23 protein-coding genes are annotated in these 25,110 nt (G+C 39.6%); 15 read left to right on the forward strand and 8 right to left on the reverse strand.

Features of this window, described 5'->3' with window-relative positions:
* Positions 1–75: 75 nt before the first annotated feature.
* The 3 genes from N5852_RS07375 to hemB form a co-directional block, all read right to left on the reverse strand.
* Positions 76–993: an oxygen-dependent tRNA uridine(34) hydroxylase TrhO gene (locus N5852_RS07375; protein WP_262097189.1), complete on the reverse strand. Its 918-nt coding sequence runs from the start codon at positions 991–993 to the stop codon at positions 76–78.
* 214 nt (positions 994–1,207) lie between these two features.
* Complete coding sequence (locus N5852_RS07380) at positions 1,208–2,350, reverse strand: COX15/CtaA family protein (protein ID WP_262097190.1); 1,143 nt, start codon at positions 2,348–2,350, stop codon at positions 1,208–1,210.
* 254 nt (positions 2,351–2,604) lie between these two features.
* A complete protein-coding gene (gene hemB, locus N5852_RS07385) occupies positions 2,605–3,618 on the reverse strand; it encodes a porphobilinogen synthase (RefSeq protein ID WP_262097192.1) in 1,014 nt (337 codons plus the stop codon).
* 241 nt (positions 3,619–3,859) lie between these two features.
* Between hemB and N5852_RS07390 the strand changes: the two genes are divergently transcribed.
* The 12 genes from N5852_RS07390 to rnhA all read left to right on the forward strand — a co-directional run bounded on the left by N5852_RS07390 (position 3,860) and on the right by rnhA (position 16,596).
* Positions 3,860–4,909, forward strand: a complete 1,050-nt coding sequence (locus N5852_RS07390) for an enoyl-CoA hydratase/isomerase family protein (protein ID WP_262097193.1) — start codon at positions 3,860–3,862, stop codon at positions 4,907–4,909.
* Entirely contained in the window at positions 4,906–5,337 is a 432-nt protein-coding gene (locus N5852_RS07395; RefSeq protein ID WP_262097194.1) for a DUF6163 family protein, read from the forward strand. The genes N5852_RS07390 and N5852_RS07395 overlap by 4 nt, the downstream gene beginning before the upstream one ends.
* 259 nt (positions 5,338–5,596) lie before the next feature.
* A complete protein-coding gene (gene rpsD / locus N5852_RS07400; RefSeq protein ID WP_182419356.1) occupies positions 5,597–6,214 on the forward strand; it encodes a 30S ribosomal protein S4 in 618 nt (205 codons plus the stop codon).
* Between the two features lie 265 nt (positions 6,215–6,479).
* A complete protein-coding gene (gene ttcA / locus N5852_RS07405; protein ID WP_262099720.1) occupies positions 6,480–7,307 on the forward strand; it encodes a tRNA 2-thiocytidine(32) synthetase TtcA in 828 nt (275 codons plus the stop codon).
* 46 nt (positions 7,308–7,353) lie between these two features.
* Positions 7,354–8,793: an amino acid permease gene (locus N5852_RS07410; RefSeq protein ID WP_410004204.1), complete on the forward strand. Its 1,440-nt coding sequence runs from the start codon at positions 7,354–7,356 to the stop codon at positions 8,791–8,793.
* An 11-nt stretch (positions 8,794–8,804) separates the two neighbouring features.
* On the forward strand, positions 8,805–9,647 hold the full coding sequence (locus tag N5852_RS07415) for an LpxI family protein (protein ID WP_262097196.1): 843 nt from the start codon (positions 8,805–8,807) through the stop codon (positions 9,645–9,647).
* 492 nt (positions 9,648–10,139) lie between these two features.
* Positions 10,140–10,718 (forward strand): YdcF family protein, encoded by a 579-nt coding sequence (locus N5852_RS07420; protein WP_262097197.1) that lies wholly within the window; start codon positions 10,140–10,142, stop codon positions 10,716–10,718.
* Between the two features lie 282 nt (positions 10,719–11,000).
* The gene (locus tag N5852_RS07425) at positions 11,001–12,527 is read left to right on the forward strand and encodes a cbb3-type cytochrome c oxidase subunit I (RefSeq protein ID WP_262097198.1); all 1,527 of its coding nucleotides are present in this window, start codon (positions 11,001–11,003) and stop codon (positions 12,525–12,527) included.
* A gap of 280 nt (positions 12,528–12,807) precedes the next feature.
* Entirely contained in the window at positions 12,808–13,755 is a 948-nt protein-coding gene (gene cyoE, locus N5852_RS07430) for a heme o synthase (protein WP_410004205.1), read from the forward strand.
* A gap of 365 nt (positions 13,756–14,120) precedes the next feature.
* Positions 14,121–15,149 (forward strand): 4-hydroxy-3-methylbut-2-enyl diphosphate reductase, encoded by a 1,029-nt coding sequence (gene ispH / locus N5852_RS07435; protein ID WP_262097199.1) that lies wholly within the window; start codon positions 14,121–14,123, stop codon positions 15,147–15,149.
* An 18-nt stretch (positions 15,150–15,167) separates the two neighbouring features.
* Positions 15,168–16,136, forward strand: a complete 969-nt coding sequence (locus N5852_RS07440; RefSeq protein WP_262097200.1) for a homoserine kinase — start codon at positions 15,168–15,170, stop codon at positions 16,134–16,136.
* Positions 16,137–16,155: 19 nt separating this feature from the next.
* The gene (gene rnhA / locus N5852_RS07445) at positions 16,156–16,596 is read left to right on the forward strand and encodes a ribonuclease HI (RefSeq protein WP_262099722.1); all 441 of its coding nucleotides are present in this window, start codon (positions 16,156–16,158) and stop codon (positions 16,594–16,596) included.
* A 146-nt stretch (positions 16,597–16,742) separates the two neighbouring features.
* Here rnhA and N5852_RS07450 read toward each other — a convergent pair whose 3' ends face one another.
* From N5852_RS07450 to bcp, 4 genes are all read right to left on the reverse strand, one after another.
* Entirely contained in the window at positions 16,743–17,411 is a 669-nt protein-coding gene (locus tag N5852_RS07450) for a DsbA family oxidoreductase (protein WP_262097201.1), read from the reverse strand.
* Between the two features lie 73 nt (positions 17,412–17,484).
* The gene (locus tag N5852_RS07455) at positions 17,485–19,371 is read right to left on the reverse strand and encodes an extracellular solute-binding protein (RefSeq protein ID WP_315973211.1); all 1,887 of its coding nucleotides are present in this window, start codon (positions 19,369–19,371) and stop codon (positions 17,485–17,487) included.
* Between the two features lie 44 nt (positions 19,372–19,415).
* Positions 19,416–19,634, reverse strand: a complete 219-nt coding sequence (locus tag N5852_RS07460; RefSeq protein WP_262097202.1) for a hypothetical protein — start codon at positions 19,632–19,634, stop codon at positions 19,416–19,418.
* Positions 19,635–19,793: 159 nt separating this feature from the next.
* Complete coding sequence (gene bcp, locus N5852_RS07465) at positions 19,794–20,267, reverse strand: thioredoxin-dependent thiol peroxidase (protein WP_262097203.1); 474 nt, start codon at positions 20,265–20,267, stop codon at positions 19,794–19,796.
* A gap of 639 nt (positions 20,268–20,906) precedes the next feature.
* Between bcp and trmFO the strand changes: the two genes are divergently transcribed.
* Positions 20,907–22,307: a methylenetetrahydrofolate--tRNA-(uracil(54)-C(5))-methyltransferase (FADH(2)-oxidizing) TrmFO gene (gene trmFO, locus N5852_RS07470; RefSeq protein WP_262097204.1), complete on the forward strand. Its 1,401-nt coding sequence runs from the start codon at positions 20,907–20,909 to the stop codon at positions 22,305–22,307.
* 1 nt (position 22,308) lies between these two features.
* Positions 22,309–22,986 carry an HAD family hydrolase gene (locus N5852_RS07475; protein ID WP_262097205.1) on the forward strand — a complete coding sequence of 226 codons (678 nt, stop codon included), beginning with the start codon at positions 22,309–22,311 and terminating at the stop codon, positions 22,984–22,986.
* A 26-nt stretch (positions 22,987–23,012) separates the two neighbouring features.
* Here the strand turns inward: N5852_RS07475 and dusA are convergent, their stop codons facing one another.
* Entirely contained in the window at positions 23,013–24,062 is a 1,050-nt protein-coding gene (gene dusA / locus N5852_RS07480) for a tRNA dihydrouridine(20/20a) synthase DusA (protein WP_262099724.1), read from the reverse strand.
* Positions 24,063–24,353: 291 nt separating this feature from the next.
* Here dusA and queC point away from each other — a divergent pair, with 291 nt between their 5' ends.
* A complete protein-coding gene (gene queC / locus N5852_RS07485) occupies positions 24,354–25,043 on the forward strand; it encodes a 7-cyano-7-deazaguanine synthase QueC (RefSeq protein ID WP_262097206.1) in 690 nt (229 codons plus the stop codon).
* Positions 25,044–25,110 lie beyond the last annotated feature (67 nt).

A 25,110-nucleotide genomic window follows, 5' to 3' on the forward strand; every position in this document is an offset into this window, starting at 1 on the left:
AAATTTATTTTAATTAAAATAAAAAACGGGCATTAATGACAATGCCCGTTTTTTTTAAATTTTATTCAGGAAATCCTATGGCCGAATATGGGGAAAGCTGCCACGCGTTCTTGCAAGCTTAATTTGCTTATTGCGTTCACGGTAGCGGTCTCTATCTTCTTCGCTACGCTCACCATAGCAAGCTTCACATGAAATTCCAGCCTCATAATGAGGCTTAGTGAGATCTTCTGGCGATAATGAGCGGCGGCAAGCGCGACAAAGCACGAGATTGCCTTCTTGCAAACCATGTCCAACAGAAACACGTTCATCAAAAACAAAGCACTCACCATCCCAAAGGCTCTGCTCTTGTGGAATTTCTTCTAAATATTTCAAGATACCACCTTTAAGGTGATATACTTCATCAAAACCTAAACCACGGACATAGGCGGTTGATTTTTCGCAACGAATACCACCCGTGCAGAACATTGCGATTTTTTTCTTTTTACGCAACTCTTCATCATGATCAGCAATCCATTGCGGAAATTCGCGGAATGTTTTAATATTAGGATCAATAGCACCTTTAAAAGTGCCAACTTCTAATTCATAATCATTACGCGTATCGATAAGAATGGTGTCCTCATCTTCGATCAAGGCATTCCAATCTTGCGGAGCAATATAGGTGCCCACTTTTTTAAGTGGATCAACGCCTTCAACACCCATCGTGACAATTTCCTTTTTAAGGCGCACTTTCATGCGTAAAAAAGGCATTTTCGATGCATTGGAATATTTAAGTTCAGGCTCGGCAAGCTCAGGCTGTGCTGTAATAAAATCTACAACGTTTTTAATGCCTTCTTCAGAGCCTGCAATGGTGCCATTAATGCCTTCATGAGCAAGCAATAATGTACCTTTAACGCCGTTTTCTTTACAAAGTGCTTTAAGTGGCGCCTGCAGCTCTTCATAGCGATCAAAGCGTGCAAAACAATAGAGGGCGGCAACAAGATAATTCTGGGTCATAGCAATAGTATTTACCGTTCGATTAAAATTTGGTTTGAAGAATAGTTAAGCTTATCGTGTGCATTTTGCACATAAATCTTGCTTAATCATCCTGTCTAACTGTTTTGCATATTTTTTTAAAATCTAAATTTTTGATTTTTAAATATGCTTCACATGTGATTCTTGTGATATTTAGAAAGTTATTTATCACAATTTTACAAAAATTTCGACCTATTCATTTTCCAGCTACTGCTTGGTTTTTAAAAAGGCTTGCAAATGATTTAATAATATTTGTCGGGCCGGATAAAGGACTTGGCTTCATCATGCCTTTGGTTCCTATCCAATGAGCGACAGCAAAACACATAACGAGCAACGCAAATCCTTGATGGATAAGGCCCCATTCAATTGGTACATGTGTTAAAAGAGTAATGATGCCAAAAATTGCTTGCGCAATGATAAGAAGAAGTAAAATCATTGCCCTGCGTGCATGCGCACTACCTGGAAGCAATTTTTCAACCTTAAAGGCGTGAAAAATAGCCGCAACCAATAAAATATAAGCGAACATGCGATGAACGAATTGCACGGTCAATGCATTTTCAAAAAGATTTTTCCATAATGGATTTTGTGATAACAAACCATCTGGAATAAAGCGCCCATCCATAAGCGGCCAAGTATTATAAGCAAGACCTGCATGAAGGCCTGCAACAAGTGCCCCAAGGTAGATTTGGAAAAGAACTAAAAATACCATCCATCCGGCATATATTTGGGTCGAACGTGATGCCGGTTTTTCTTTATATACTGCAAGACTTCGTGCTAAGGCAAAAACTGCGATGATAATAATACAGGCAAAAACAAGGTGGATTGCCAAACGATATTGGCTAACGCTGGTTAATTGGCTTTTACCAAGACCTGAGGCAACCATCCACCAGCCAATCGCTCCTTGCATTCCCCCTAAGAATAATAGCCCTAATAGACGCCATTGAATTTTTTTCTCCAGCCTTCTTGTTAACCAAAAAGCCAAAAGAGGGATTGCGACCGCAAAACCAATAAAGCGAGCCAAAGCGCGATGGCCCCATTCCCACCAGAAAATTCCTTTAAATTCCTCTAGTGTCATGCCTTTATTAACATGCTGATACTGAGCAATTTGCTGATATTTTATAAATTCCTCATTCCACTCTGTTTGGCTTAACGGAGGAATCATCCCATGAATTGGTTTCCATTCAGTTATAGAAAGTCCAGATCCTGTCATACGGGTTGCGCCGCCAACCAAAACAAGGGCCAAAAGAAGAACGAGAACAATATACAGCCACCAGCGCACAAATTTACGGTTTTTAGTTTGTTCCGGGCTCAGCTCTAACGCGAGTACACCAGCATCCATTATAGTAGCTCCTTATGCGATGAGCCATATCAAATAATTAAGTTTCGTGTGGCGGCATCGTTTGAAACATGGTTCATACATTGTCTAGAAATAACGTATGAATTGGAAAAGTGGGGACTTTAGCAAGTTGTTACAAAAGGCTTAAATTTCCATTTTAATATTGCTCTTTTTGGCGTAGGATCACAAAAATTACAAGTATCGGCTAATGTGACATGCCGTCACAGCTTAGAATACTTCAAAGAGAATAAATTTACTCAACTTATCTTATTGTGAAGAATTTTTTGAGCAATATCCTTAGCAAAATAGGTGAGGATACCATCACAACCAGCTCGTTTTAAAGATAAAAGCGTCTCAGCAATAATTCGCTCGCCGTCAACCCACCCATTATTAATTGCTGCCATCATCATCGCATATTCACCCGAAACTTGGTAGGCAAATAAAGGTACAGAAAAGTTTTCTTTTAATCGATAAATAATATCAAGATAGGGAAGACCAGGTTTAACCATAAGCATATCTGCACCTTCATCAAGGTCTTGCGCTGCCTCTCTAACCGCTTCATCGCTATTGGCATGGTCAATATAATAAGTTTTTTTATCGCCCTTTAATAGACCTGCTGTGCCAATTGCATCGCGATAGGGGCCATAAAAAGCAGAAGCAAATTTGCAGGCATAAGATATAATTGCAACATCTTGAAAACCCTCTGCATCAAGTGCATCACGTATAGCGCCAATGCGCCCATCCATCATATCCGATGGGGCAATAATATCGGCACCGGCACGCGCTTGCGATAAAGCACCTTTAACTACCATCGCAACCGTTTCATCATTTATGATAACGCCATCACGCAATATACCATCGTGGCCGTGGGTGGTGTATGGGTCTAATGCTGCATCGGTAATAATGCCAATATTAGCATTATGGCGTTTTAATTCACTGGTGAAACGATTGGTGAGGTTTAATGGTGAAGCCACATAAGCTCCATCTTCACTTTTTATTGAAAAATCCTCTCGCGAAAACGGTGCTATGGCTGGGATGCCTAAGGCTGCTGCTTCAAGACATTCTTCGACGGCAACATCGACTGAAAAGCGGTGTACCCCTGGCATAGAAGGAATTTCTTCACGAATGCCTTGCCCATCACAGAGAAAAATTGTCCAAACAAGATCATTGGTACCAAGTACATTTTCTTGCACTAGTCGACGCGACCAATCAGCTTTACGCATGCGTCTAAGTCTGCGGCCGGCGGTGATTTGATCAATTGTCCTAGTCATTTTTTTCCATCTTGATAAGGGGTGAGTGATGAATCGCATTTTGCTTTTAACATAAAAAGCGAAAATTTCATTGTATTTAATTTTATCGTATGAATTGTATTAATTGATCACATTTATGCAATGAAAAGGTAAGGCATCTTTAACTTATCAAGTGAGCCAATTAATAAAAAGCCTTTAAACTTTAGTTCTAGTGATTTAATGTGAAAGTTTAAATGGTGAAACCAAGCGGAGAGCATAAATAATGCAAATGGATTTTGGTGGTGGTGATGATATAAGTTTTGCCAAAGAAGGGCACGTTGGCCTTATTAGACTTACACGGGAAAAGGCGCTCAATGCCTTAAATTTTTCGATGATCAATGCTCTTAATAATGCACTTATTGCTTGGGAAACGGACGATGATGTTGCTTGTGTGATTGTTGAAGGCGAGGGGCGCGCTTTTTGCGCCGGTGGCGATGTCGTAGCAGCCTATAAGGCGGGGCAAGCTGGGCAGCCGCTTTATAGCTATTTCGAATCAGAATATAAAATGAATTATCGGATTGGTAATTTTCCAAAACCCTTTATTTCTTTTTTAAATGGTATTGTAATGGGCGGCGGCGTTGGCCTTTCAATTCATGGTTCGCATCGCATTATTACCGAGAAAACCATTTTTGCCATGCCCGAAAGTGCAATTGGCTTTTTTCCAGATGTTGGAACAAGTGCTGTGTTGCCGTGTTTGCCTAATCAGTTTGGTCTCTATCTTGCGCTAACTGGTGAAAAAATAAAACAAGGTGATTGTTTGCAATTTGGTCTTGCAACCCATGCTCTTCATGAAAGTGATTTGGCAGCATTTAAGCAAGAATTGATAAATACGGGTAATCCTAGACCATTTTTAGAAGCTAATGCGGTAGAGCTAGATTTTGACACGCCCATTGAAACGCGCAATTTGATTAATGAGTGCTTTTGTGCGGAAAATATTGATGAAATATTTGAAAAATTGCAACAAAAAGCGGAAGCTGATAGCGAATTTGCAAAGGCCTGCCTTGAGACATTGCAAAAACGCTCACCCACATCTTTGAAAGTCATTTATCGCCAGTTTTCAGCTTGTAAACCTTTATCATTAGGGGATTGCTTAATTATTGATAATCGTATTGCCAAACATATGTTAGATAGCCATGATTTTTATGAAGGTGTACGTGCTGTGTTGGTGGACAAAGACGGTAATCCAAAATGGCAACCGTCAAAGCTTGCAGATGTAACGAATGAGCAGGTTGAAGTTTATTTTTCACCTTTAGATAAAGAGTTATCGTTTTGATTGATCAATATATAGGTAAACTAAAAGCAAGTTGGAACGAGCGTGGTTTTGCAATATTCTTAGGGGTGTTAGCGCTGTTTTGCTTAACCCTTGGTACAGGTTACTGGGTAAGACTAATTGGTGTTTATAATGAACCTTTATGGCGCTATGATCTTATGCCTTGGAATTGGCGAATTTTGTGCTGTAGCCTTGCTATTTTATATCCCATCGCCGCTTGTGGTCTATGGATGGGATCAAAATGGGGGATAATCTTATGGCTAATCGGTGGTTTTGTTGAAGCTGTTTGTTATACTCTTTACGCGTCATATTTTGAATTGCATTTAGTGGTGCCTTTTATTCACACAATATTTGTAATTGCTTATGCAACACTTACTTTTTTAAAAATTAAAGAAAGTCGTAAACCCCAAGAAATTGTGGTCGAATATTAAATATACAAGTTGAAATCACATATTACTGGTTTCATGCTTGACATAATATTAACTATGACATAAAAGCCCCAAATCGTGGTTTTTCTAAATCACAATAATAACGTGTCCCGTGGATAAAGACGCAAGATTTGCGGTTTTATCCTGTCAGTCTTTTAGATTTTTATCTTATTGTTTTAATTAAGATAATTAAAAAGGCAGAGGAGGGCGCGTTTCCTTAAAACTAGCTGAAAAGCAATAAATAATATTCAAAGGAAATGCGATGAGTAAGCGCGAATCTGCAAAGTATAAAATTGATCGCCGCATGGGCGAAAATATTTGGGGTCGTCCTAAGTCCCCAGTTAATCGCCGTGAATATGGTCCAGGCCAGCACGGTCAGCGCCGCAAAGGCAAGCTTTCCGATTATGGTGTTCAGCTTCGTGCAAAGCAGAAACTTAAAGGTTTCTATGGTGACGTTTCTGAAAAGCAATTCCATAAAACTTATGAAGAAGCTGCACGTCGTCGCGGTGATACTGGTGAAAACTTGATTGGTTTGCTTGAAAGCCGTCTAGATGCAGTTGTATATCGTGCAAAATTTGTACCAACAATTTTTGCTGCACGTCAGTTTGTAAACCACGGTCACGTTAATGTTAATGGTGTTCGCACCAATATTCAGTCTTACCGTTGTAAAGCAGGCGATGTGATCGAAGTTCGTGAAAAGTCAAAACAATTGGCTATCGTGATCGAAGCAACACAGTTGGCAGAACGTGATGTTCCTGACTACATCGAAGCAGATCACAACAAGATGCGCGCTACCTATCTTCGCGTGCCAAATCTTGCCGATGTTCCTTACGCTGTTGTAATGGAACCAAATCTAGTAGTCGAGTTCTACTCACGCTAATAGATTTTTTCGATTATCGAATTTTGAAGGGGGCTTATGCCCCCTTTATTATATTGGACATTTGAGATATTTTATAAAATTATGCTTTTAAAATATTTTTGGTCTTATTTGATCAATAAAATGATCTAGTTGGTTCGTTATTAGTGAATTACCTTATATAACAGTTACAGACTATGCCGAGGCAGCAATGAGTTCATCTCGAGTAAATCTTATCGAAGTTAGCAGTGCAAAAGGTGAAACTTTTGCCGATGATGGCTGTCATCCGATGTTTCGAGATGTTAGTTCCGCAGTTGAATTTAATAAATTACGCAAGCGTTTGTTGCGCCATATGCGCCAAGCTATAGAAGATTTTGCTATGATAAATGGCTCATCGCTTAAGGGTGAGCGTTGGCTTGTTGCGTTGTCTGGTGGCAAAGACTCCTATGGCCTGCTAGCGCTTTTATTGGACTTAAAATGGCGCGGACTTTTACCTGTTGATCTTATTGCTTGTAATTTAGATCAAGGGCAGCCAAATTTTCCAAAACATATTTTACCCGATTATTTAAAGAGTATTGGTGTTGAATATCATATTGAATATCAGGACACTTATTCGGTGGTGACGGATAAACTCGATCAAAGTCAGACCTATTGCTCACTATGTTCACGCTTACGTCGTGGCATTCTTTATCGGTTAGCGCGTGAAAAAGGTTGTTCCGCGCTCGTGCTTGGTCATCATCGTGATGATGCATTGGAAACATTTTTTATGAATTTCTTTCATGGTGGGCGTTTGGCATCTATGCCGGGCAAGCTGCTCAATGATGAAGGTGATCTTTTTGTATTGCGGCCACTTATTTATGCTGCAGAAGATGATCTTGCAAAATTCGCCGAAATTATGGATTTTCCAATTATTCCATGTAATCTTTGCGGCTCTCAAGATGGATTGCAACGAAATGCTATGAAGGCAATGTTGTCGGATATTGAAAAGCGGATGCCAGGCCGCAAAGATACTATGATCCGCGCGCTCGGTAACGTACGTCCATCTCATTTACTTGATACTAAGATTTTCGATTTTTTAGGATTAACTGCCAAGTCTAACGAAGAGCAGTTATCGTAGATTTATAAAAGACCAGAATTTGTTGTAAGCGGTTTTTGAAAGGAATGTGATGGAAGGTGATAACAGGAATTTGCGCCGCGGATTAAAAAACCGTCACATCCAAATGATTGCATTAGGTGGAGCTATTGGTACAGGCCTTTTTTATGGCTCGGCCGAAGCGATCAGTCTTGCAGGGCCTGCGACTATTCTTTCTTACCTTATTGGTGGGCTTGTTATTTATCTTATCATGCGGATGCTTGGTGAAATGTCAACTGAAGAGCCAGTTGCAGGTTCGTTCAGTTTTTTTGCCTATAAATATTGGAATGGTTTTGCTGGTTTTTTTGCTGGCTGGAATTATTGGTTGCTTTATATTTTGGTCAGTATGGCGGAATTAACGGTTGTTGGCATCTATCTTGATCATTGGCTGCCCATAGATCATTGGATTAGTTCTCTTGTCGTTTTAATGGTTATTACTGCCGTGAACCTTATAAATGTAAGGTTTTATGGTGAGTTTGAGTTTTGGTTTGCCTTAATTAAAGTCATTGCAGTTATCGGTATGATTGTTTTTGGTGTTATCCTAATCATAACAGGATTAGGGGGCGCCAATGCAACGGTTTCGAATCTATGGAGCCAAGGTGGTTTTTTTCCGCTTGGTGCATCTGGCATGATTATGGCGTTTGTTGTGATTATGTTTTCATTTGGAGGAACTGAACTCATTGGCGTTGCTGCAGGTGAAGCGGAAAACCCAGAAAAGACCATACCAAAAGCCATTAATCAGGTTATGTGGCGTATATTAATTTTTTATATTGGTGCAATTACTGTCATTATGATATTAAATCCGTGGAATTTGCTTAATAAAGATAATAGCCCCTTTGTCTCTATTTTTACCAATATCGGTATTCCTGCTGCCGGACATATTTTAAATTTTGTCGTGCTAACTGCTGCAATTTCAGTTTATAATAGCGGAATTTATTCCAATAGCCGAATGCTTTATTCATTGGCAGAACAAGGTAATGCGCCGCGTATTTTTATGAAGCTAAGCCATAATCGCGTTCCATTTATTGCAATTTTAGTCTCATCGCTTTGTACAGCTGTTGCGGTTATCATTAATTATCTCGTACCAAATGAAGCATTTATGCGGGTTATGGCCGTTGCTACGACAGCGGCTGCTATGACTTGGGCAACAATTATTCTTGTTCACTTGAGATTTAGACGTGCAAAAAAACTGAAAAATAGTAAAACTAAGTTTCCCTCTCCCTTGTTTCCTTTGGCTAACTACATCTGCTTACTATTTTTATTGCTGCTTGTTTCATTGATGATTTTAACCGGTTTTAGTGAAAATGGTTTAATGACCTATCTATTAAAGACTTTACACATTATAGACAACAATTCGCCAGCATTTTTTACTCTTGCAGCTCCAGATATGAGTCTGTCTGTGCTTGTTATGCCTATTTGGTTCTTTATTCTCTATCTTGGTTTCAAGTTTAAAAAGCCTAATGTTGCATAGGGGGTATTGGGGTGACAAAGCTTTTACCTAAAGGGCGTACAGCCATTATTGCAGGTGGTGGTAAACTGCCCTTAGCTGTTGCCCAATCATTGAAATCTATGGGGCAAGATCCCTTTGTCGTTCCCTTACGTCATGAGGCTGATCCTGATATTTATAAATTTGAGCATTGTGAGATTTCAATTGTTGAATTTGCAAAGCTTATCAGGGCAATGAAAAGTGCCAATGTCAAAAATGTGGTATTAGCAGGTGGTGTAAAAAGTAGGCCACATCTATCTAATTTACGATTAGATGGCCCAACATTGCGTGCCTTAACACGCGTGTTTTTTGCTTTAGCGCAAGGCGATGATGCCTTACTCCGCGCTTTCATCAAGGTACTTGAATCTTATGGTTTTGAGGTGCTTGGAGCCCATGAGGTGGTACCCGATTTGCTTGCGCCAGCACCATGCCTGTTATCTGACTTGGCACCTTCTAAAGTAGAAGAAAAAAATTTAAAGCTTGCGCTTGCAGCAGCACATATGCTTGGTGATCTTGATGTCGGGCAGGGTGCTGTAGCTGTTGGTGGCAGAGTTGTTGCACTTGAAGGCGCCGAAGGCACTGATAATATGATTAAGCGTATTGCCTTAATGCGACAAGAGCGGCGCATCCCACAACAAGGTGGCGTTTTGGTAAAATGTGCCAAACCAAACCAAGAAAAACGTGCAGATTTGCCCACCATTGGACCTGATACTATTGAACAAGCATTTCAATCGGGGCTTGCCGGTGTTGCCATTGAAGCAGGATCTAGTTTTATTCTTGATTTTGAAAAAACCATTGAGGTTGCGGATAAAAGAAAAGTTTTTCTTGTAACTTTTTAACAAGCTATTTTTAAATTAAATTATATATTAAAATAAAAAGCGGTTTTTCTGCATATGCGTTTCTTTTATCAAAATCACCTAAAGTCAATAAAAAGATCCTAAAACCACTCGTGATATTGCGTGCACGTTTTATTTCATCTCGTTAATTTGTGGGGTGGATCACACCAATAATAATTGCAGGATGCTTTGAAATTAAATAAGATTTTAAATTATACATACCTCATAGTTACGCTTGTTAACGTCATCTACTATGGTCTTGTGGATGGTTCTTTAATATGGCGAATGACCTCATTTTTAAACCTAATCAGCTATATCGAAATGAAATTATTAAGTGTAAAATTAAAAAAAATAGCTGGTTGTATCTCTAAGATAGATGAGTTTGAGTGCTTGCAAGTTAAAATACCATAAAAATGTTTAATTTCGAATTTATTTCAACCATAGTTTTGAGACTTAAAATTTAATAGTAGTTTATTATCGTTAGGTATCTATTTTATGAAAAAAATAATTGTATTTTTATCTATACTTCTCGTTATTCCTGTCTTTGCAGCATTGGTTGTTGTTTTAATCGGTGTCCGTGATCATAAGGAGAAGGCTGATATAGGAGTGGTTTTAGGTACGGCGATTTTTGCTGACGGTTCGTTGTCTTCGTATTTAAAGGGGCGACTTGATGAAACAGTAAATCTTTATCAAAAAGGCTTTTTCCCTTTAGTTGTGGTGAGTGGTGGCGAAAACGAATTTGGTTTATCTGAAACAAAGATAATGAAGGAATATCTCATTGCCCAAGGTATTCCAGCTAATGTTATTATAGAAGACCCTGAAGGCGTAAATACTGCTGCGACTGCGAAAAACATGGTGGGCATAATGCAAAAGAACTCAGCCAAAAGCGCCTTTATTATAACACAATTTTTCCATGTTCCTCGCACACGCTTAGCTTTTTCCTGCAATGGCATCTCACCGGTTTATTATGCACCAAGCCAGCAATGGAATGTAAGAGATCTCTACTCGTTGTTACGCGAAGTTCCAGGCAATATGGTTTATTGGTGGAATTGCAAAAGAAATGATAACATCTAAAGAGATGAATATCATATATTGGTAACCTCCAAGCAATAACTAATAATGCCGTTTGTAGTGGGAGGTTTGGGCATGCGTATCAAGGCTGTGTAATTATGCCACATCTTTAAATCTTGTGTCTTAAGCTAGATATGGTAAAAGAACAGAAATTTAAAAGTTTTCCAAACTACATCGTTTTTGCGTGGGGCTAAGTTAAACCGCGTAAGTTAAAGGTGAATAATATTGGTGGACTTGATGGGTAATGAAGCAGATAAATGCTGATAATGCGAGAAATAGAGTCTTATGAAAACAATTTTTTCTTGTAATCATAAAAAAATTGGAACCAATTATTTGGTTTTTGCCATTATTGCTGGGATCGTTGGTGTTTTGCTTTCTGTTGCGATGCGCCTTGAACTCAATGAGCCTGGCATTCAATATTTTCATGGACTAGCCAGCTTACTATATGGTTATGAGGGAATATCTGCTGTTGAAAAAGGACGTGAAATGTTTGCGCTTTTTTCCTCGGCTCACGCACTTATCATGATTTTTTTCATGGTGGTACCGGCTTTATTTGGCGGTTTTGCCAATTGGCTTTTGCCCATGATGATTGGTTGCGAAGATATGCTATTTCCACGCCTAAATCGCTTCGCATTTTTGTTATTATTTCCGGCAATGTTTTTATTGGTCGGTAGCCTGTTGTGGGTTTCATCTGCGCAGACTGCCTGTGTATTAATGATAGCGATGATTCACCTTGCTGCACTTTCTGCAATTTTGACTGCTGCCAATTTTATTGCAACTATATTGGTAGCGCGCGCGCCTGGTATGGGATTTAGATATTTACCTATTTTTGTCTGGTCAGTTTTAGTTTCATCTTTTTTAATGATTATTTGCATGCCGACTATGACTGCGGCGTTAAGTTCTTTGCTTTATCATTTCGGCTTTGATAGTTTTAGCATGTCAGCCGTTGACGGTAAAAATTTACAAATTATGTTGTGGTTCTATTCGCATCCAGAAATTTTCGTGCTAATTTTGCCAGCCTTTGGTATTATTAGTGAAGTTGTTGCTACTTTTGCAAATCGCCCACTTGTTGGACGTAATTATGTTATTTCGGCTATGATATTTATTGGTGCTGCTGGTTTCCTTATTTGGGCTCAAAATCTTTTTTCAGCATCTAATCTAGGGGATATTAAAAGCTATTTCTTCGTGGCTTTGCCAATTATAGCTATTCCTGCTTTTGTAATAATCGGTTCTTGGCTTGCAACTATTGCGATCGGGCATATTCAATATAAAACACCAATGCTTTGGGCTTTGGGTTTTATTTTAATGTTTGTTATCGGTAGTTTTTCCGCCATTCATTTGGCCTTAAATAGCCCTGTTAGCAATGGTAATCCTGCATTTGTCAGTCATTTTCATTATATTTTGTCACTTGGCGCAGTCTTTGCAATTTTTGCCGCATGGTATTTTTGGTTTCCCAAAATCTCAGGTTATGAATTGCGTGAAGCTACTGGAAAGATACATTTTTCGATCATGTTTATTGCTGTTAATATGATCTTTCTTCCTCAGCATTTCCAAGGTTTTGAATATGCTAACAATAGTGTTGTTTTTTTGATTGAAAATAGCATTGGTTGGAACAAGATAATAACACTAGGTGCAATGATCGGTGTGCTGTCACTTATTGTTTTTCTATATGGTATCTGCGAAGCGTTTTGGCGTAAAAAAGCCGTAGCCGGCAATCCTTGGGGTGAGGGGGCAACCACACTTGAATGGACCTTGCCATCACCGGCTCCAATCCTGCAATGGCAAGCAGTACCTGTTTTTAACAAGCATTAAGCCGCGGGGGCTTGTGGGGTGGCCTTTAACTTGTGTTGGGGCCATCCCATTATGGATAAAAAACTCTACATTTTAACTAGAGTGTTTAGCAGTGATGTGTTAAAAATGGGATATAAAAATTTTGGTCTTTATTAAACCTATAAAGTCAAAAATAACCAGCAATGTAAATTCATTACTAATCTAGTGAAAAATGCTAATATTTGTAAATTGAAACGGCATATCTTTATAATATTGTGCTGTAAAGTTTAACCAATTTGAGCCAATGCTCGATAGGCGTTTAATGTCAATACCTAGTCAAATTAATCAAACGCCTGAAATGGCGTATATATCCATGGCAGACAGCCGTGATTATATCACGTTATTAAAACTGCGTGTTATGTCTTTGGTGGTTTTTACTGCCTTTGTTGGTCTTGTTGTTGCGCCTGGCACAATCAATCCCATTTTAGGGTTTCTTGCTATTTTGTGTATTGCTGTTGGTGGCGGTGCATCCGGTGCATTAAATATGTGGTATGATTCTGATATTGATGCGGTTATGAAACGTACCAAATCAAGGCCCATTCCATCAGGCAAAATTAGCCGCAGCCAAGTCTTGATATTTGGTTTGGTTTTATCAGCGTTTGCCGTTGGTGTAATGGGTGTATTTATTAATTGGTTTTCAGCCTTATTTTTGGCCTTTACTATTTTCTTCTATGCTGTGATCTATACCATTTGGCTCAAACGTTCTACGCCGCAAAATATTGTTATCGGCGGGGCATCAGGGGCTTTTCCGCCAATGATAGGCTGGGCTGCAGTAACAGGGACAATTAGTATTGATAGTATTGTTTTGTTTTTGATTATTTTCATGTGGACGCCACCGCATTTTTGGGCGCTTTCATTGTTTAGCACAACAGATTATGAGGCTGCTCATATTCCTATGATGCCAAATGTCAAAGGTGAGCGTTCAACTAAAAACCAAATTTTGGTTTATGCAATATTAATGGCGTTAATCGGTGTTTTACCGTTTGTTTTGGGCTTTGCTGGTATTGTATTTGGTATTATTTCTACAGTTTTGGGTATTGTTTTTATTATTCGTGCATTCCAATTATGGAAGGCAGATGCACGTGAGCAAACTATACCTGCTGCAAAAAAGTTGTTTTTCTTTTCACTCTTTTATTTAACTGGGGTTTTTGCAGTTCTCTTATTTGAAAATCTTGCCATTAAGGCATTAGCAGTTTGGGGTTATATCTAATGGTCAAGCCATCTGATAAACAGTCTTACCTAACTCTTACAAAAGAGCAAAAGGCTGCAAGAAAAAGCCGCGCGATAGGTATAATAGTGGTTGTGCTACTATTAGCATTTTTGATTTACATTGCAACTTATGCTAAATTTGGTGCATAAATCTGATTTTAGCTTAAAAGCATCGATTAAAGCCTTGGAGAAACTATTTCCGCTATAATTTTCTGGCTGGATTATATAGGGTTTAATCGCTATATGTAATAAGAATATTTTCAAAGTGGTGTGTAGTTGAATTTAAGCACTATTTTGATTGCTGATGTGTTTTAAGGTTCTGAATAACCTATGCATGTTATTTATTTGACAGAGGAACAGAATTTTATGGCCGCAAAATCCCCCCTGACTATACGACTGTGCGGACCGCGTGGATTTTGCGCCGGTGTTGACAGAGCTATTCAAATCGTGGTCGCTGCCTTAAAAAAGTATGGCGCGCCTGTATTTGTTCGCCACGAAATCGTTCATAATGGCTATGTGGTTGAAGGGTTAGTGGCGCGCGGCGCGGTGTTTATTGAAGAGCTAGATGAAATTCCGGAAAATCTTCGCGATCGGCCTGTAGTTTTTTCGGCTCATGGTGTGCCAAAATCTGTTCCTGCCGATGCAACAGCTAAAAATCTTTTTTATCTTGATGCCACCTGTCCTCTTGTTTCCAAGGTGCATAAACAAGCTATAAGGCATCGTAAACATGGCCGCCATGTCATTTTGATTGGTCATGCTGGGCATCCAGAAGTAATCGGCACCATGGGCCAATTGGATGAAGGGGCGGTAAGTCTTATCGAAACGATTGAGGATGCGCAAACTTATCAACCACTAGATCCAGAAAATCTTGGTTTTGTTACGCAAACAACCTTATCGGTTGAAGATACAGCCGGCATCATTGAAGTGCTCTATCAACGCTTTCCACAAATGCAGGCTGCTGCAGCTGAATCTATTTGTTATGCGACGACAAATCGGCAGGACGCTGTTAAAGCCGCTGCGCCAGGCAGTGATTTGTTTTTGATTGTTGGTGCTCCCAACTCTTCAAACTCACGGCGCCTTGTCGAGGTTGCAGAAAGAGCAGGAGCTAAAAAATCTATTTTAGTGCAACGTGCGTCTGAAATTGATTGGTTAAATCTCGGTTCTTTAGGGGTTGTCAGTTTATCAGCCGGTGCTTCTGCCCCCGAAATAATAGTTTCTGAAATTATAGAAGCTTTTCGCGAGCGTTATGATATGAGCATTGAACTTGCGGAAACAACACAAGAGCTTGAAAACTTCTTGGTAAATCGCGAATTGCGTGATGTTATCCTAACCAATGATGATATGGCTTTTGTTAATGGCGTCGAGGGTGATTCCGCGCTTAATGAATTAGCCTAACAAGAAAGGTCGTCGGCAATGGCTGTTTATACCGATATTAGTGAAGAGCAGCTTGCAAGCTTTTTAAACGAATATGACGTTGGAACGCTTCTCTCTTATAAGGGCATTGCCGAAGGCGTTGAAAATTCTAATTTCTTGTTAAGGACCAAAGCTGGTAACTTTATTCTTACTATTTATGAAAAGCGCGTTGATGAACGCGATTTGCCGTTTTTTCTCGGGCTAACGCAACATCTTGCTCAAAAAGGCATTCCTTGCCCACAACCTATCTTACGCAACGACGGTGCAATGGTAAGTCAATTAGCTGGAAAACCGGCAGCTCTTATAAGTTTTCTCGAGGGGATGTGGGTTAGGAAACCAACAGCTTTTCATTGTGGAAAAGTAGGGTCTGCACTTGCCAATCTACATGTTGCAGGCGCTGATTTTGCAATTCAACGCAAAAATAGCCTTTCCATTGATGGTTGGCGTCAATTATGGAGCGATGTGCGTTATCGTGCAAATGATATGGCTCCAGACCTTGAAAATGAAATTGATAATGAATTGGTTTTTCTTGAAAAGAATTGGCCCAGTGATTTACCATCTGGGGTCATTCATGCCGATTTATTTAATGATAATGTGTTTTTCCTTGATGGCGATTTATCTGGCATAATTGACTTTTATTTTGCTTGTAATGATGCTCTTGCCTATGATTTGGCCATTTGTTTAAATGCGTGGTGCTTTGAAGCCGATTTGTCATATAATTTGACAAAGGGGAGTGCACTTCTATCCCATTATGCTGCACAACGTCCGCTTTCAGATCGTGAGCGCGATTTATTGCCAATTTTGGCACGCGGTGCTGCTTTACGTTTTTTCTTAACCCGGGCTTATGATTGGTTTTTTATTGATGATAGCGGTTTTGTAGTCAAAAAAAATCCGATAGAATATTTACGCAAGTTACGTTTTTTTAGGCAGATAGAACGTAGTAGTGAGCTTGGTCTTCCCAATCATTAATAGCTGACAATAAGTGATGATGAAACAGATAGTTATTTATACTGATGGCGCGTGTTCGGGCAATCCTGGCCCTGGGGGGTGGGGCGCACTTTTACAATATAATGGCCATGAACGTGAACTTTTTGGCGGTGAAAAAGAAACAACCAATAATCGCATGGAAATTATGGCGGCTGTTGAAGCTTTAAATGCCTTGAAAGAACCATGTAAAGTCGACCTATTTACCGATTCAGTTTATGTACGTGATGGCATTTCAAAATGGATTGAAGGTTGGAAGCGTAATGGTTGGCAAACTTCTGCCAAAAAGCCAGTTAAAAATATGGATCTTTGGCAAGCACTTGACGAGGCTCGCAAACGTCATGACGTTGTTTGGCATTGGGTTAAGGGGCATGCAGGGCATGCCGAAAATGAACGTGTTGATGCCTTAGCGCGGCAAGGTGTTGCGGAGATAAAAGCAGGTTAACATAGCTAGATCTTATATATCTTATAGCTTATTTTAGTGAACATCTTTTATTGACAAAGTGCCAATTTAGTTTTGTAAGTTAAATTGGCACTTTTATAATTTTAGCTAAATTTTTATTAGCTATAAATTTTTTTGCAATTTAATATTCATCGGTCTTCACTACCTTGTGGTTCAAATCCGGCGCTTATTTGTCCAATTGCATCAGCAAATTGCTGCGTTGTTTGTGCGCCCATAATTGCATATTTTTTATTGATTATAAAACACGGAACACCTTGAACACCAATTTTCTGGGCAAGGGCGATATCATCCGTCATTGTATTAATATCGATATTAGTTTCAAGAAGCTTTTCTATGACGTCACTGCGCATGCCCACTTCGTTTGCAATATCAGTTAGGATATTCGTCTCTCCAATATCTTGTCCTTGCTCAAAAAATCTTGAATAAAGCTCATAAGCAACTTTGGTTTGCGTGCCGCTTTCAGCTTGTCCTGCCCAATAAGCAAGTCTATGGGCATCCATTGTATTGGGCATAATTTCGATTGTTTCAAAATCAAACTCAATCTCGAATTCTTTGCCAAGTTCAATCAGCTGGCGATGAATTTCATCAACCTTGTCCGTGCCGCCCAGTCTTTGCTTTAAATAGCTTTCATAAGGGCGACCAAGCTTTGGTATGGTTGGGTCAAGCTGATAGGGCTTCCATTCAATTTTAGCATTGTCAATTTCTAACAATTTAAGCGCTTTATCAAGGCGCTTGCCGCCAATATAACACCAAGGACAGACAAAATCAGCAATAATATCAATAGTTAAATTAGTCACAAATAGCCTCGTAATTGCATGGTTTTGATGGTTTTTTAATATAATCAATAAGTAGAAAAGCCCAAAATCATTTTTAATTTTTTAACTTTGTTTTTTCACTTTCATCTATCCACCAAGCTGGAATACGATAGCCATAGAGCGATGTATAATCTGGATGTTTCACATAATTTCGCCGTGCTACTAGTTGGCGTGGAAGGTGGTATAGCGGTAAATAATAATGGCCTGAGATAAGGACGCGATCAAGAGCGCGAACACTATCAGTAAATTGCTCTTTACTGCGCGCCTCAAGCATTGTCTTTATCAAAGCGTCAACCGCAGGATTAGCAACGCCTGCATAGTTAAAACTTCCCTCCATGTCGCGCGATGACGAGGCCCAACGGCGTATTTGTTCATTGCCAGGCGAAAGTGAGGCACTTAGGTTGCCAATAATCATGTCGTAATCAAAAGTACCAAGCCTAGTTTGATATTGACTATCATCTATCGAGCGCACAGTAACAGTAATACCGATGCGGGCGAGGGAGCGTTGGTAGGCAAGAGCAATTTTTTCCTCCTCAATAGAACGGGTCATGATTTCAAAAGTAAAGGGATGGCCTGTTGGTGTATAGATTTGATAGTTTTTACGTGTAAATCCTAAATCTTTTAACTCTTGCCAAGCTTGCTGTAACCCCGAACGGTTAATTCCTGATGCATCAGTTTTTATTGGATGCCAAGTGCCATCTAAAACATCTTGGTTAACAAAATCAGGGTAGGGCGCAAGCAATTGCCGCTCTAATTCACTTGCAGGTCTACCAATAGATGACAGCTCCGAACCATCCCAAAACCCCTCAGTACGCTCATAAAGATTATCAAAAAGATTACGGTTAATCCATTCAAAATCTAACACGTTGGAAAGCGCGCGCCGAACTCTTTTATCTGCAAAAAGTTCTCGTCTCGTATTGAATACAAAACCGATCATGGGGGCAGGTGTCCCTGTTTTGAACTCTTCTTTTAAAATTTTTCCTTCTTTAACTGCTGGAAAATTATAACCTAAACGCCAACGATTGGGTTGATCTTCAATAAATATATCAAGAATGCCTTTCTTAAATGACTCAAATCGCGCATTATCATTGCGATAATATTCAATGCGAATTTCATCAAAATTGTTAAGCCCCTTGTTAACAGGCAAATCCTTGCCCCAATAGTTTTCATCACGTTTATAGGTTACGCGTTGTCCCGCAGTGAATTGAGCAATTTTATAAGGCCCAGATCCTAATAAGGGTGTAAGTCCATTTGTGGCAAATTTATTGCGATCAATAGCATGTTTCGGTAAAACAGGTAGAACACTCGCAATCAACAATGGTAGCTCGCGATCGCCATCAGTATTAAAGACAAATCGCACCGTTTGGTCATTAATTTTTTCAACTATTTTGATACGTTTAGCATAACTATTAAAGGGTGGGCGGCCATGTTCACGCAGTAGATCGATAGTGAAAATAATATCTTCAACTTTTATAGGCGCGCCGTCTTGAAATTTTGCTAATGGATTTAAATGGAAAACAGCTTCAGTTCTTGCGTCATTAATTTCAACTCCATCAGCAATCAAACCATAAAGTGTAAAAGGTTCATCGCGCGAGCGTACCATCAAGCTTTCAAACACCAATGATCCTAATTGTTCATCGCCAAAAAGACCTCTAGCTGTCGTGCGCATGCTGGGTAAGATAAAAGGATTAAAACCATCAAATGTACCTATAACACCAAAAGAAAATTTACCACCTTTTTGAGCATTAGGATCAGCATAAGGAAAATGGTTAAAGGTTTTAGCTAATTGTGGGCCGCCATGCATAGCAATACCTGTTGCTATATCGTTAGCTTGAGCTTTTGCTGCATTCTCAGCGCATAATATGGCAAAAGTTAATGCCAGAAAGCTGGTTATTAATCGTCCTGATTTTGCGCTAAAAACCTCTTTTAAACTTTTATGCATGACAATTATCCAATTTTAAAAAATGCGTAAAATATCAATTAAAACTAATGGGACAGAATATGATTACCGGTAATAATTGGATCAATGCCAACAATGTATTTATCTTGACTGCTGCTAGATTCTTGGTCGGCAATATAGTTGGTTTTTGCGGGTAGGGGTTGACTATAGGGTTGAACGTTATCATCTAAAACATTGTTTTTAAGGGATAAACTATCGCTTGGAAAAATGATAGCGGTAGATAATAAAATAAAGGCGAATTTCATAATTTTTACGTTCCTTATGCGTTGCCAGCAAAGCATAGCAAGCCATAAAAAAGCGTTAATTTATCGGCAATTAACAATAAAAAGTCAGCCTAGCACGATAAGCCAACCCAATGTTATCATATTGGATTGGCGTGACACGTATCAGAAATTAGCGGACTTTTACGCAACCAAGGCCTGTGCTGCTTTCAATACCGCTTCAGCATGGCCAGTTACCTTAACTTTACGCCAGATTTCTACGATTGTACCACTGGCATCTAAAAGAAGTGTTGTACGCTCAACACCCATATATTTACGTCCATACATAGATTTTTCGACCCAAACACCATAGGCACTTAAAACTGCTTTTTCTTCATCAGCCAATAGCTCAACGTCAAGTTGGTGCTTTTCTTTGAATTTATCATGTTTTTTAACGCTATCAGGTGAAAGCCCAAGCACACGCACACCAATATCACGAAATTGATCAATCAGTGCGGTAAAGTCCAAAGCCTCAGTAGTGCAACCGCTCGTATCGTCCTTTGGATAAAAATAAAGCACAACCGGTTTTCCTTGCAAGTCTTTTAAAGACACTAAATCGCCATTGGCGTCTGGCAAGGTAAATTCAGGTGCTTTATCACCAATATTTAAGTCTGACATGATAATATCCTTGATTAAATAAGCTTTTATCTATCTATAGCATATTGTCGCTGTTTCAAACTAAAACATGCCATTTCCCAGTAGATATTTTAAAATTAGTTCCATAATATATCTTATGCGATTATTATATCGATTTTAATAGATGTGGCTTTAGCGGCTTTTGCAGTTGCCTTAATTTCATGAATTAGCCCTAGCCTATTAAAAGGTTTTGAGGTTGAATTGTAAAGCCAAGATCGGTTGCGAAAATTACTATTATAGTCAGATGGTAAAAGGTGCGAAAGCCACCAAGCTAACTTGCCAGAAGTGCAGGAAGCGTTTAAAGAATCTTACAAGCATTGTTTTGTCGAAAGCAGCAAAACGTAATCACAAATTTTTTTGCTAAAATGATAAAAAGCTTTTATGTTGTTTTTGATAAAAAAAATGGCCATGTATTGCTATCCTAGCGCATGCTTAAGCTGTGCTAATGGTAGTGTAAAGATCAAAAATGCCGATGCATATGATCTTTATGGTGTTATGGTTTAATATTATTCAAACACTATGATTTATGTTTTAAATCAGAGTGTTTTCTTTAACTCTTTAAGCGTGGTTATAAGTTTAAAGAGCTCAGTTTTATAGAGTTTGAACATTAGAAAGATAGATATGTCAGATTTAGATAATCAGGCTTTGCATATTATTGGTGGTGGTCTTGCAGGATCTGAAGCTGCGTGGACCGCAGCCGAGGCCGGCGTAAAGGTCGTTTTGCATGAAATGCGCCCTACTCGCGAAACCGATGCTCATAAAAGTGACCATCTTGCTGAATTGGTTTGTTCAAATTCTTTCCGCTCTGATGATAGTCAAACCAATGCCGTTGGCGTATTACACGCTGAAATGCGCCTTGCAGGTTCTTTAATTATGAGCGCAGCAGATGCTCATCAAGTTCCAGCTGGTAGTGCCTTGGCCGTTGATCGCGATGGTTTTGCTGCAGAAGTTACCAAACGGCTGTCTAATCATCCAAATATCGAAATCCGCCGTGAAGAAGTTGAAGGTCTACCACCCAAAGAATGGGGTAGCACGATTATAGCCACTGGTCCCCTCACCTCGCCTGCTCTTGCCGATGCTATTCTAGCATCGACTGATGAAGCTGCTTTGTCCTTTTTTGATGCTATTGCGCCGATCATTCATAAAGATAGCATCAATATGGATATTTGTTGGTATCAGTCGCGATATGATAAGGTAGGGCCTGGTGGCAATGGTAAGGACTATATTAATTGCCCCTTAGATAAGGACCAATATGAGGCTTTTATTGACGCTTTGATTGATGGGGAAAAGACAGAATTTCGTGATTTTGAAAATACACCCTATTTTGATGGTTGCCTTCCAATTGAAGTGATGGCAGAGCGCGGCCGCGAGACCTTGCGTCACGGCCCAATGAAACCAATGGGGCTTACTAATTCGCATCAGCCGGATATAAAAGCCTATGGTGTTGTCCAATTGCGTCAAGATAATGCACTGGGTACGCTTTATAATATGGTAGGCTTTCAAACCAAGCTAAAATATGGGGCGCAAACGCAAATTTTCCGTATGATCCCAGGACTTGAAAATGCAGAATTTGCGCGCCTTGGTGGTTTGCATCGTAATACCTACCTGAACTCGCCGCAATTATTGGATCCCTATTTGCGCCTAAAAAGCAATTTAAACTTGCGCTTTGCTGGCCAGATTACTGGCTGCGAAGGCTATGTCGAATCTGCAGCAATTGGCTATATTGCAGGGCGTTTTGCTGCGGCTGAAAAGCTACAAAAATCGATTACTCCGCCGCCTTTAACCACCGCATTTGGTGCATTGTTAAATCATATTACTGGCGGCCATATTTCAGTAGAAGAAGAAGGTGGAAAGCGCTCATTTCAGCCGATGAATGTAAATTTTGGTCTTTTCCCTCCAATTGATGTGCCAAAACCAGAGGGCAAAAGACTGCGCGGCAAAGAAAAGACCATCGCCAAAAAAATGGCATTAAGTGCTCGCGCTTTAGAAGATTGGAAAATTTGGTTAGAGGAAAGCAAATAAAATGGCTAAACCTATTATAGTATTCGATCTTGATGGAACCCTTGCCCAAACAGCTATTGATTTGTTGGATAGCTTAAATTTTTGTTTACAAGAAAAAGGCTACAAAACAGCGGATTTAGATGATTTGCACCAGTTTTTGGGGCAAGGTGGTCGCATTATGATCGAACGCGCCTTAAGCGATCAAAACATCACTTTTGATGATGCCATGCTTGATGAAATGGTAGCAATATTTTTAAAGCATTATAAGGCACATATTCCGGGGAAAACAACTTATTTCCCTGGCGCTAAAGAGGCTGTTAAACGCTTTGAAGAAGCTGGCTTTTTAACTGCAATTTGTACAAATAAATTTATAGATGCTGCAAGACGCATCATCAATGCAATCGATCCACAAAACCAATATAGCGCAATATGTGGTGGTGATAGTTTTGCATGGCGTAAACCCGATGGCCGCCATATCTTATCAACCATAGAAGTCGCTGCTGGTGATCCAAAACAAGCTGTTATGATTGGCGATAGTGCCGCAGACATAAATGCTGCGAAATCAGCTGGCATTCCTGTTATTGCTGTTGATTTTGGCTACACCAATATACCTGTCTCCCAGCTTGCGCCTAATCACATTATTAGCCACTTTGACGAACTTACCCCCGAATTGGTAAATAGTATTTTAGCAAAGCAGTAAAATAATATTTTACCGGTTCAAAAATATTAATTTGAACCGGTATCCTCGCTCTCACCGTCTTTGCTTTCTTGCTTGCCGCTTACATCTACTGCGGCAAAAGCTTTTCTAATGACGCTCGATGTTGCATCATAATTGGTTGCATCGGTTGACAATATTTGCCGCCAGCGCCTTGCACCTGGAAAGCCATGAAATAATCCCACCATATGCTTGCTTATATGCGATAAACGCCCCCCTGCCCGAATATGGGCATCGGTATAAATACACATTGATTCTATTATGCTTTCAAAGTCAATTTCACGATAGGTTTCATCATAAACAACATAATCAACATGGCTTAATTGCGCAGGATTTTGATAAGCAGCGCGCCCAACCATAACGCCATCAACATAATGCAAGTGGTTTGTAGCTTCTTCAATGCTAGCAATACCACCATTTATACCAATAAATACGTTAGGATATTTGTTTTTCAAACGATAAACGCGCCCATAATCAAGCGGTGGCACATCGCGGTTTTCCTTGGGGGAAAGCCCTTTTAGCCAAGCTTTTCGCGCATGAACCCAAAACGCGTCACAGCCAGCAGCAATAGAAAGACGTGCGATATCATTGAGCGCGGTTTCAGTATCTTGTTCATCAACACCAATGCGGCATTTGACGGTAACTGGAATGGAAACGACGTGTTTCATTGCTGCAACAGCAGTAGCAACAATGTCGGGTGACTGCATAAGGCATGCCCCAAAAGTGCCCGATTGCACACGGTCGGATGGGCAGCCTACATTGAGATTAATTTCATCATAACCAAAATCTTCACCAATTTTTGCCGCCAATGCCAATTTTTGTGGATCGCTTCCGCCGAGCTGTAACGCAATGGGATGCTCAATACCGCTAAAGCCAAGCAAACGTTCCTTAGGCCCATGAATAGCTGCGTCAGCCACCACCATTTCACTATATAGCAGCGCATTGGCACTTAATTGACGATGGAAAAATCGACAATGGCGGTCTGTCCAATCAAGCATAGGCGCAACTGCAAACGTTTTTACAAATGGTCGCTTATAAAGTGTCATAACAATCAACTGCATCTGGGACATTAAAAAGGTTAGCTTTATAGCTTACCATTTTAAATGTACAAAATTAGGGAAAATAGATATTCATCTCATATATTCGACAAAGATGGATATCTTATGAAGATATTTAATGTTTGATAAAACGAGCACAGCATTTGCTAGTCTTATTAAAACAGCTTCACAGTTTCGGCAAATTCATATATAGGCCATGTGATATATGATTGATAGCTCTGATTTATGCAAGAGTTATTGATAATAAGAATTGAATTCCGGTCGCAGCCTACCCGGTTAAAACAAGGACAAATTATGAAAACCTATCTCATCTGCTCTGGCGGTCTCGATTCTGTGTCTTTAGCTTATATTTTAGCTGAACGCGGAGACCTTCATGGTATTCTTTCATTCAACTATGCGCAAAGACATAAAAAAGAACTGTACTTTGCAAAATTATGTGCAGACAAACTTGGTGTACCCTTTGATTTAATCGATATTTCATCAATTGGCCAAGCTATGTCCAATACCGCACTTACTGGTGATATTAGCGTTCCAGATGGTCATTATGCTGAAGAAAGCATGAAAATAACCGTCGTACCCAACCGTAATGCTATTTTTTTAAGCATTGCTTTTGGCTTAGCAAGTGCCAAAGGTGCAAATCAAGTGGCATTAGCTGTGCATGGCGGCGATCATTTTATCTATCCCGATTGCCGGCCAGATTTTATCAATAGTTTTGCTATAATGGAAAATTATTCGCTTGAGGGCAGTGTTGGCCTTTACGCTCCTTTTGTACAAAAGACCAAGGCAGATATTGTTTCACTTGGCAAAGAAGTAAACACGCCTTTTATTGAAACGTGGTCTTGCTATAAAGGGATGGAGCTACATTGCGGCCGTTGTGGTACCTGTGTTGAGCGGCGCGAAGCGTTTTATTGTGCAGGCGTTGAAGACCCTACCCTTTATCTTGATGATAATTTTTGGAAAACCCAAATTGAATTGGGACATTAAAATTGGCCAAAGCCACTTTTATTTCAATTATGAAACCAAATTACATAGATAAGCAAATTTTGCTTGG

The sequence above is a fragment of the Bartonella sp. HY328 genome, from assembly GCF_025449335.1.
Lineage (GTDB): Bacteria > Pseudomonadota > Alphaproteobacteria > Rhizobiales > Rhizobiaceae > HY038.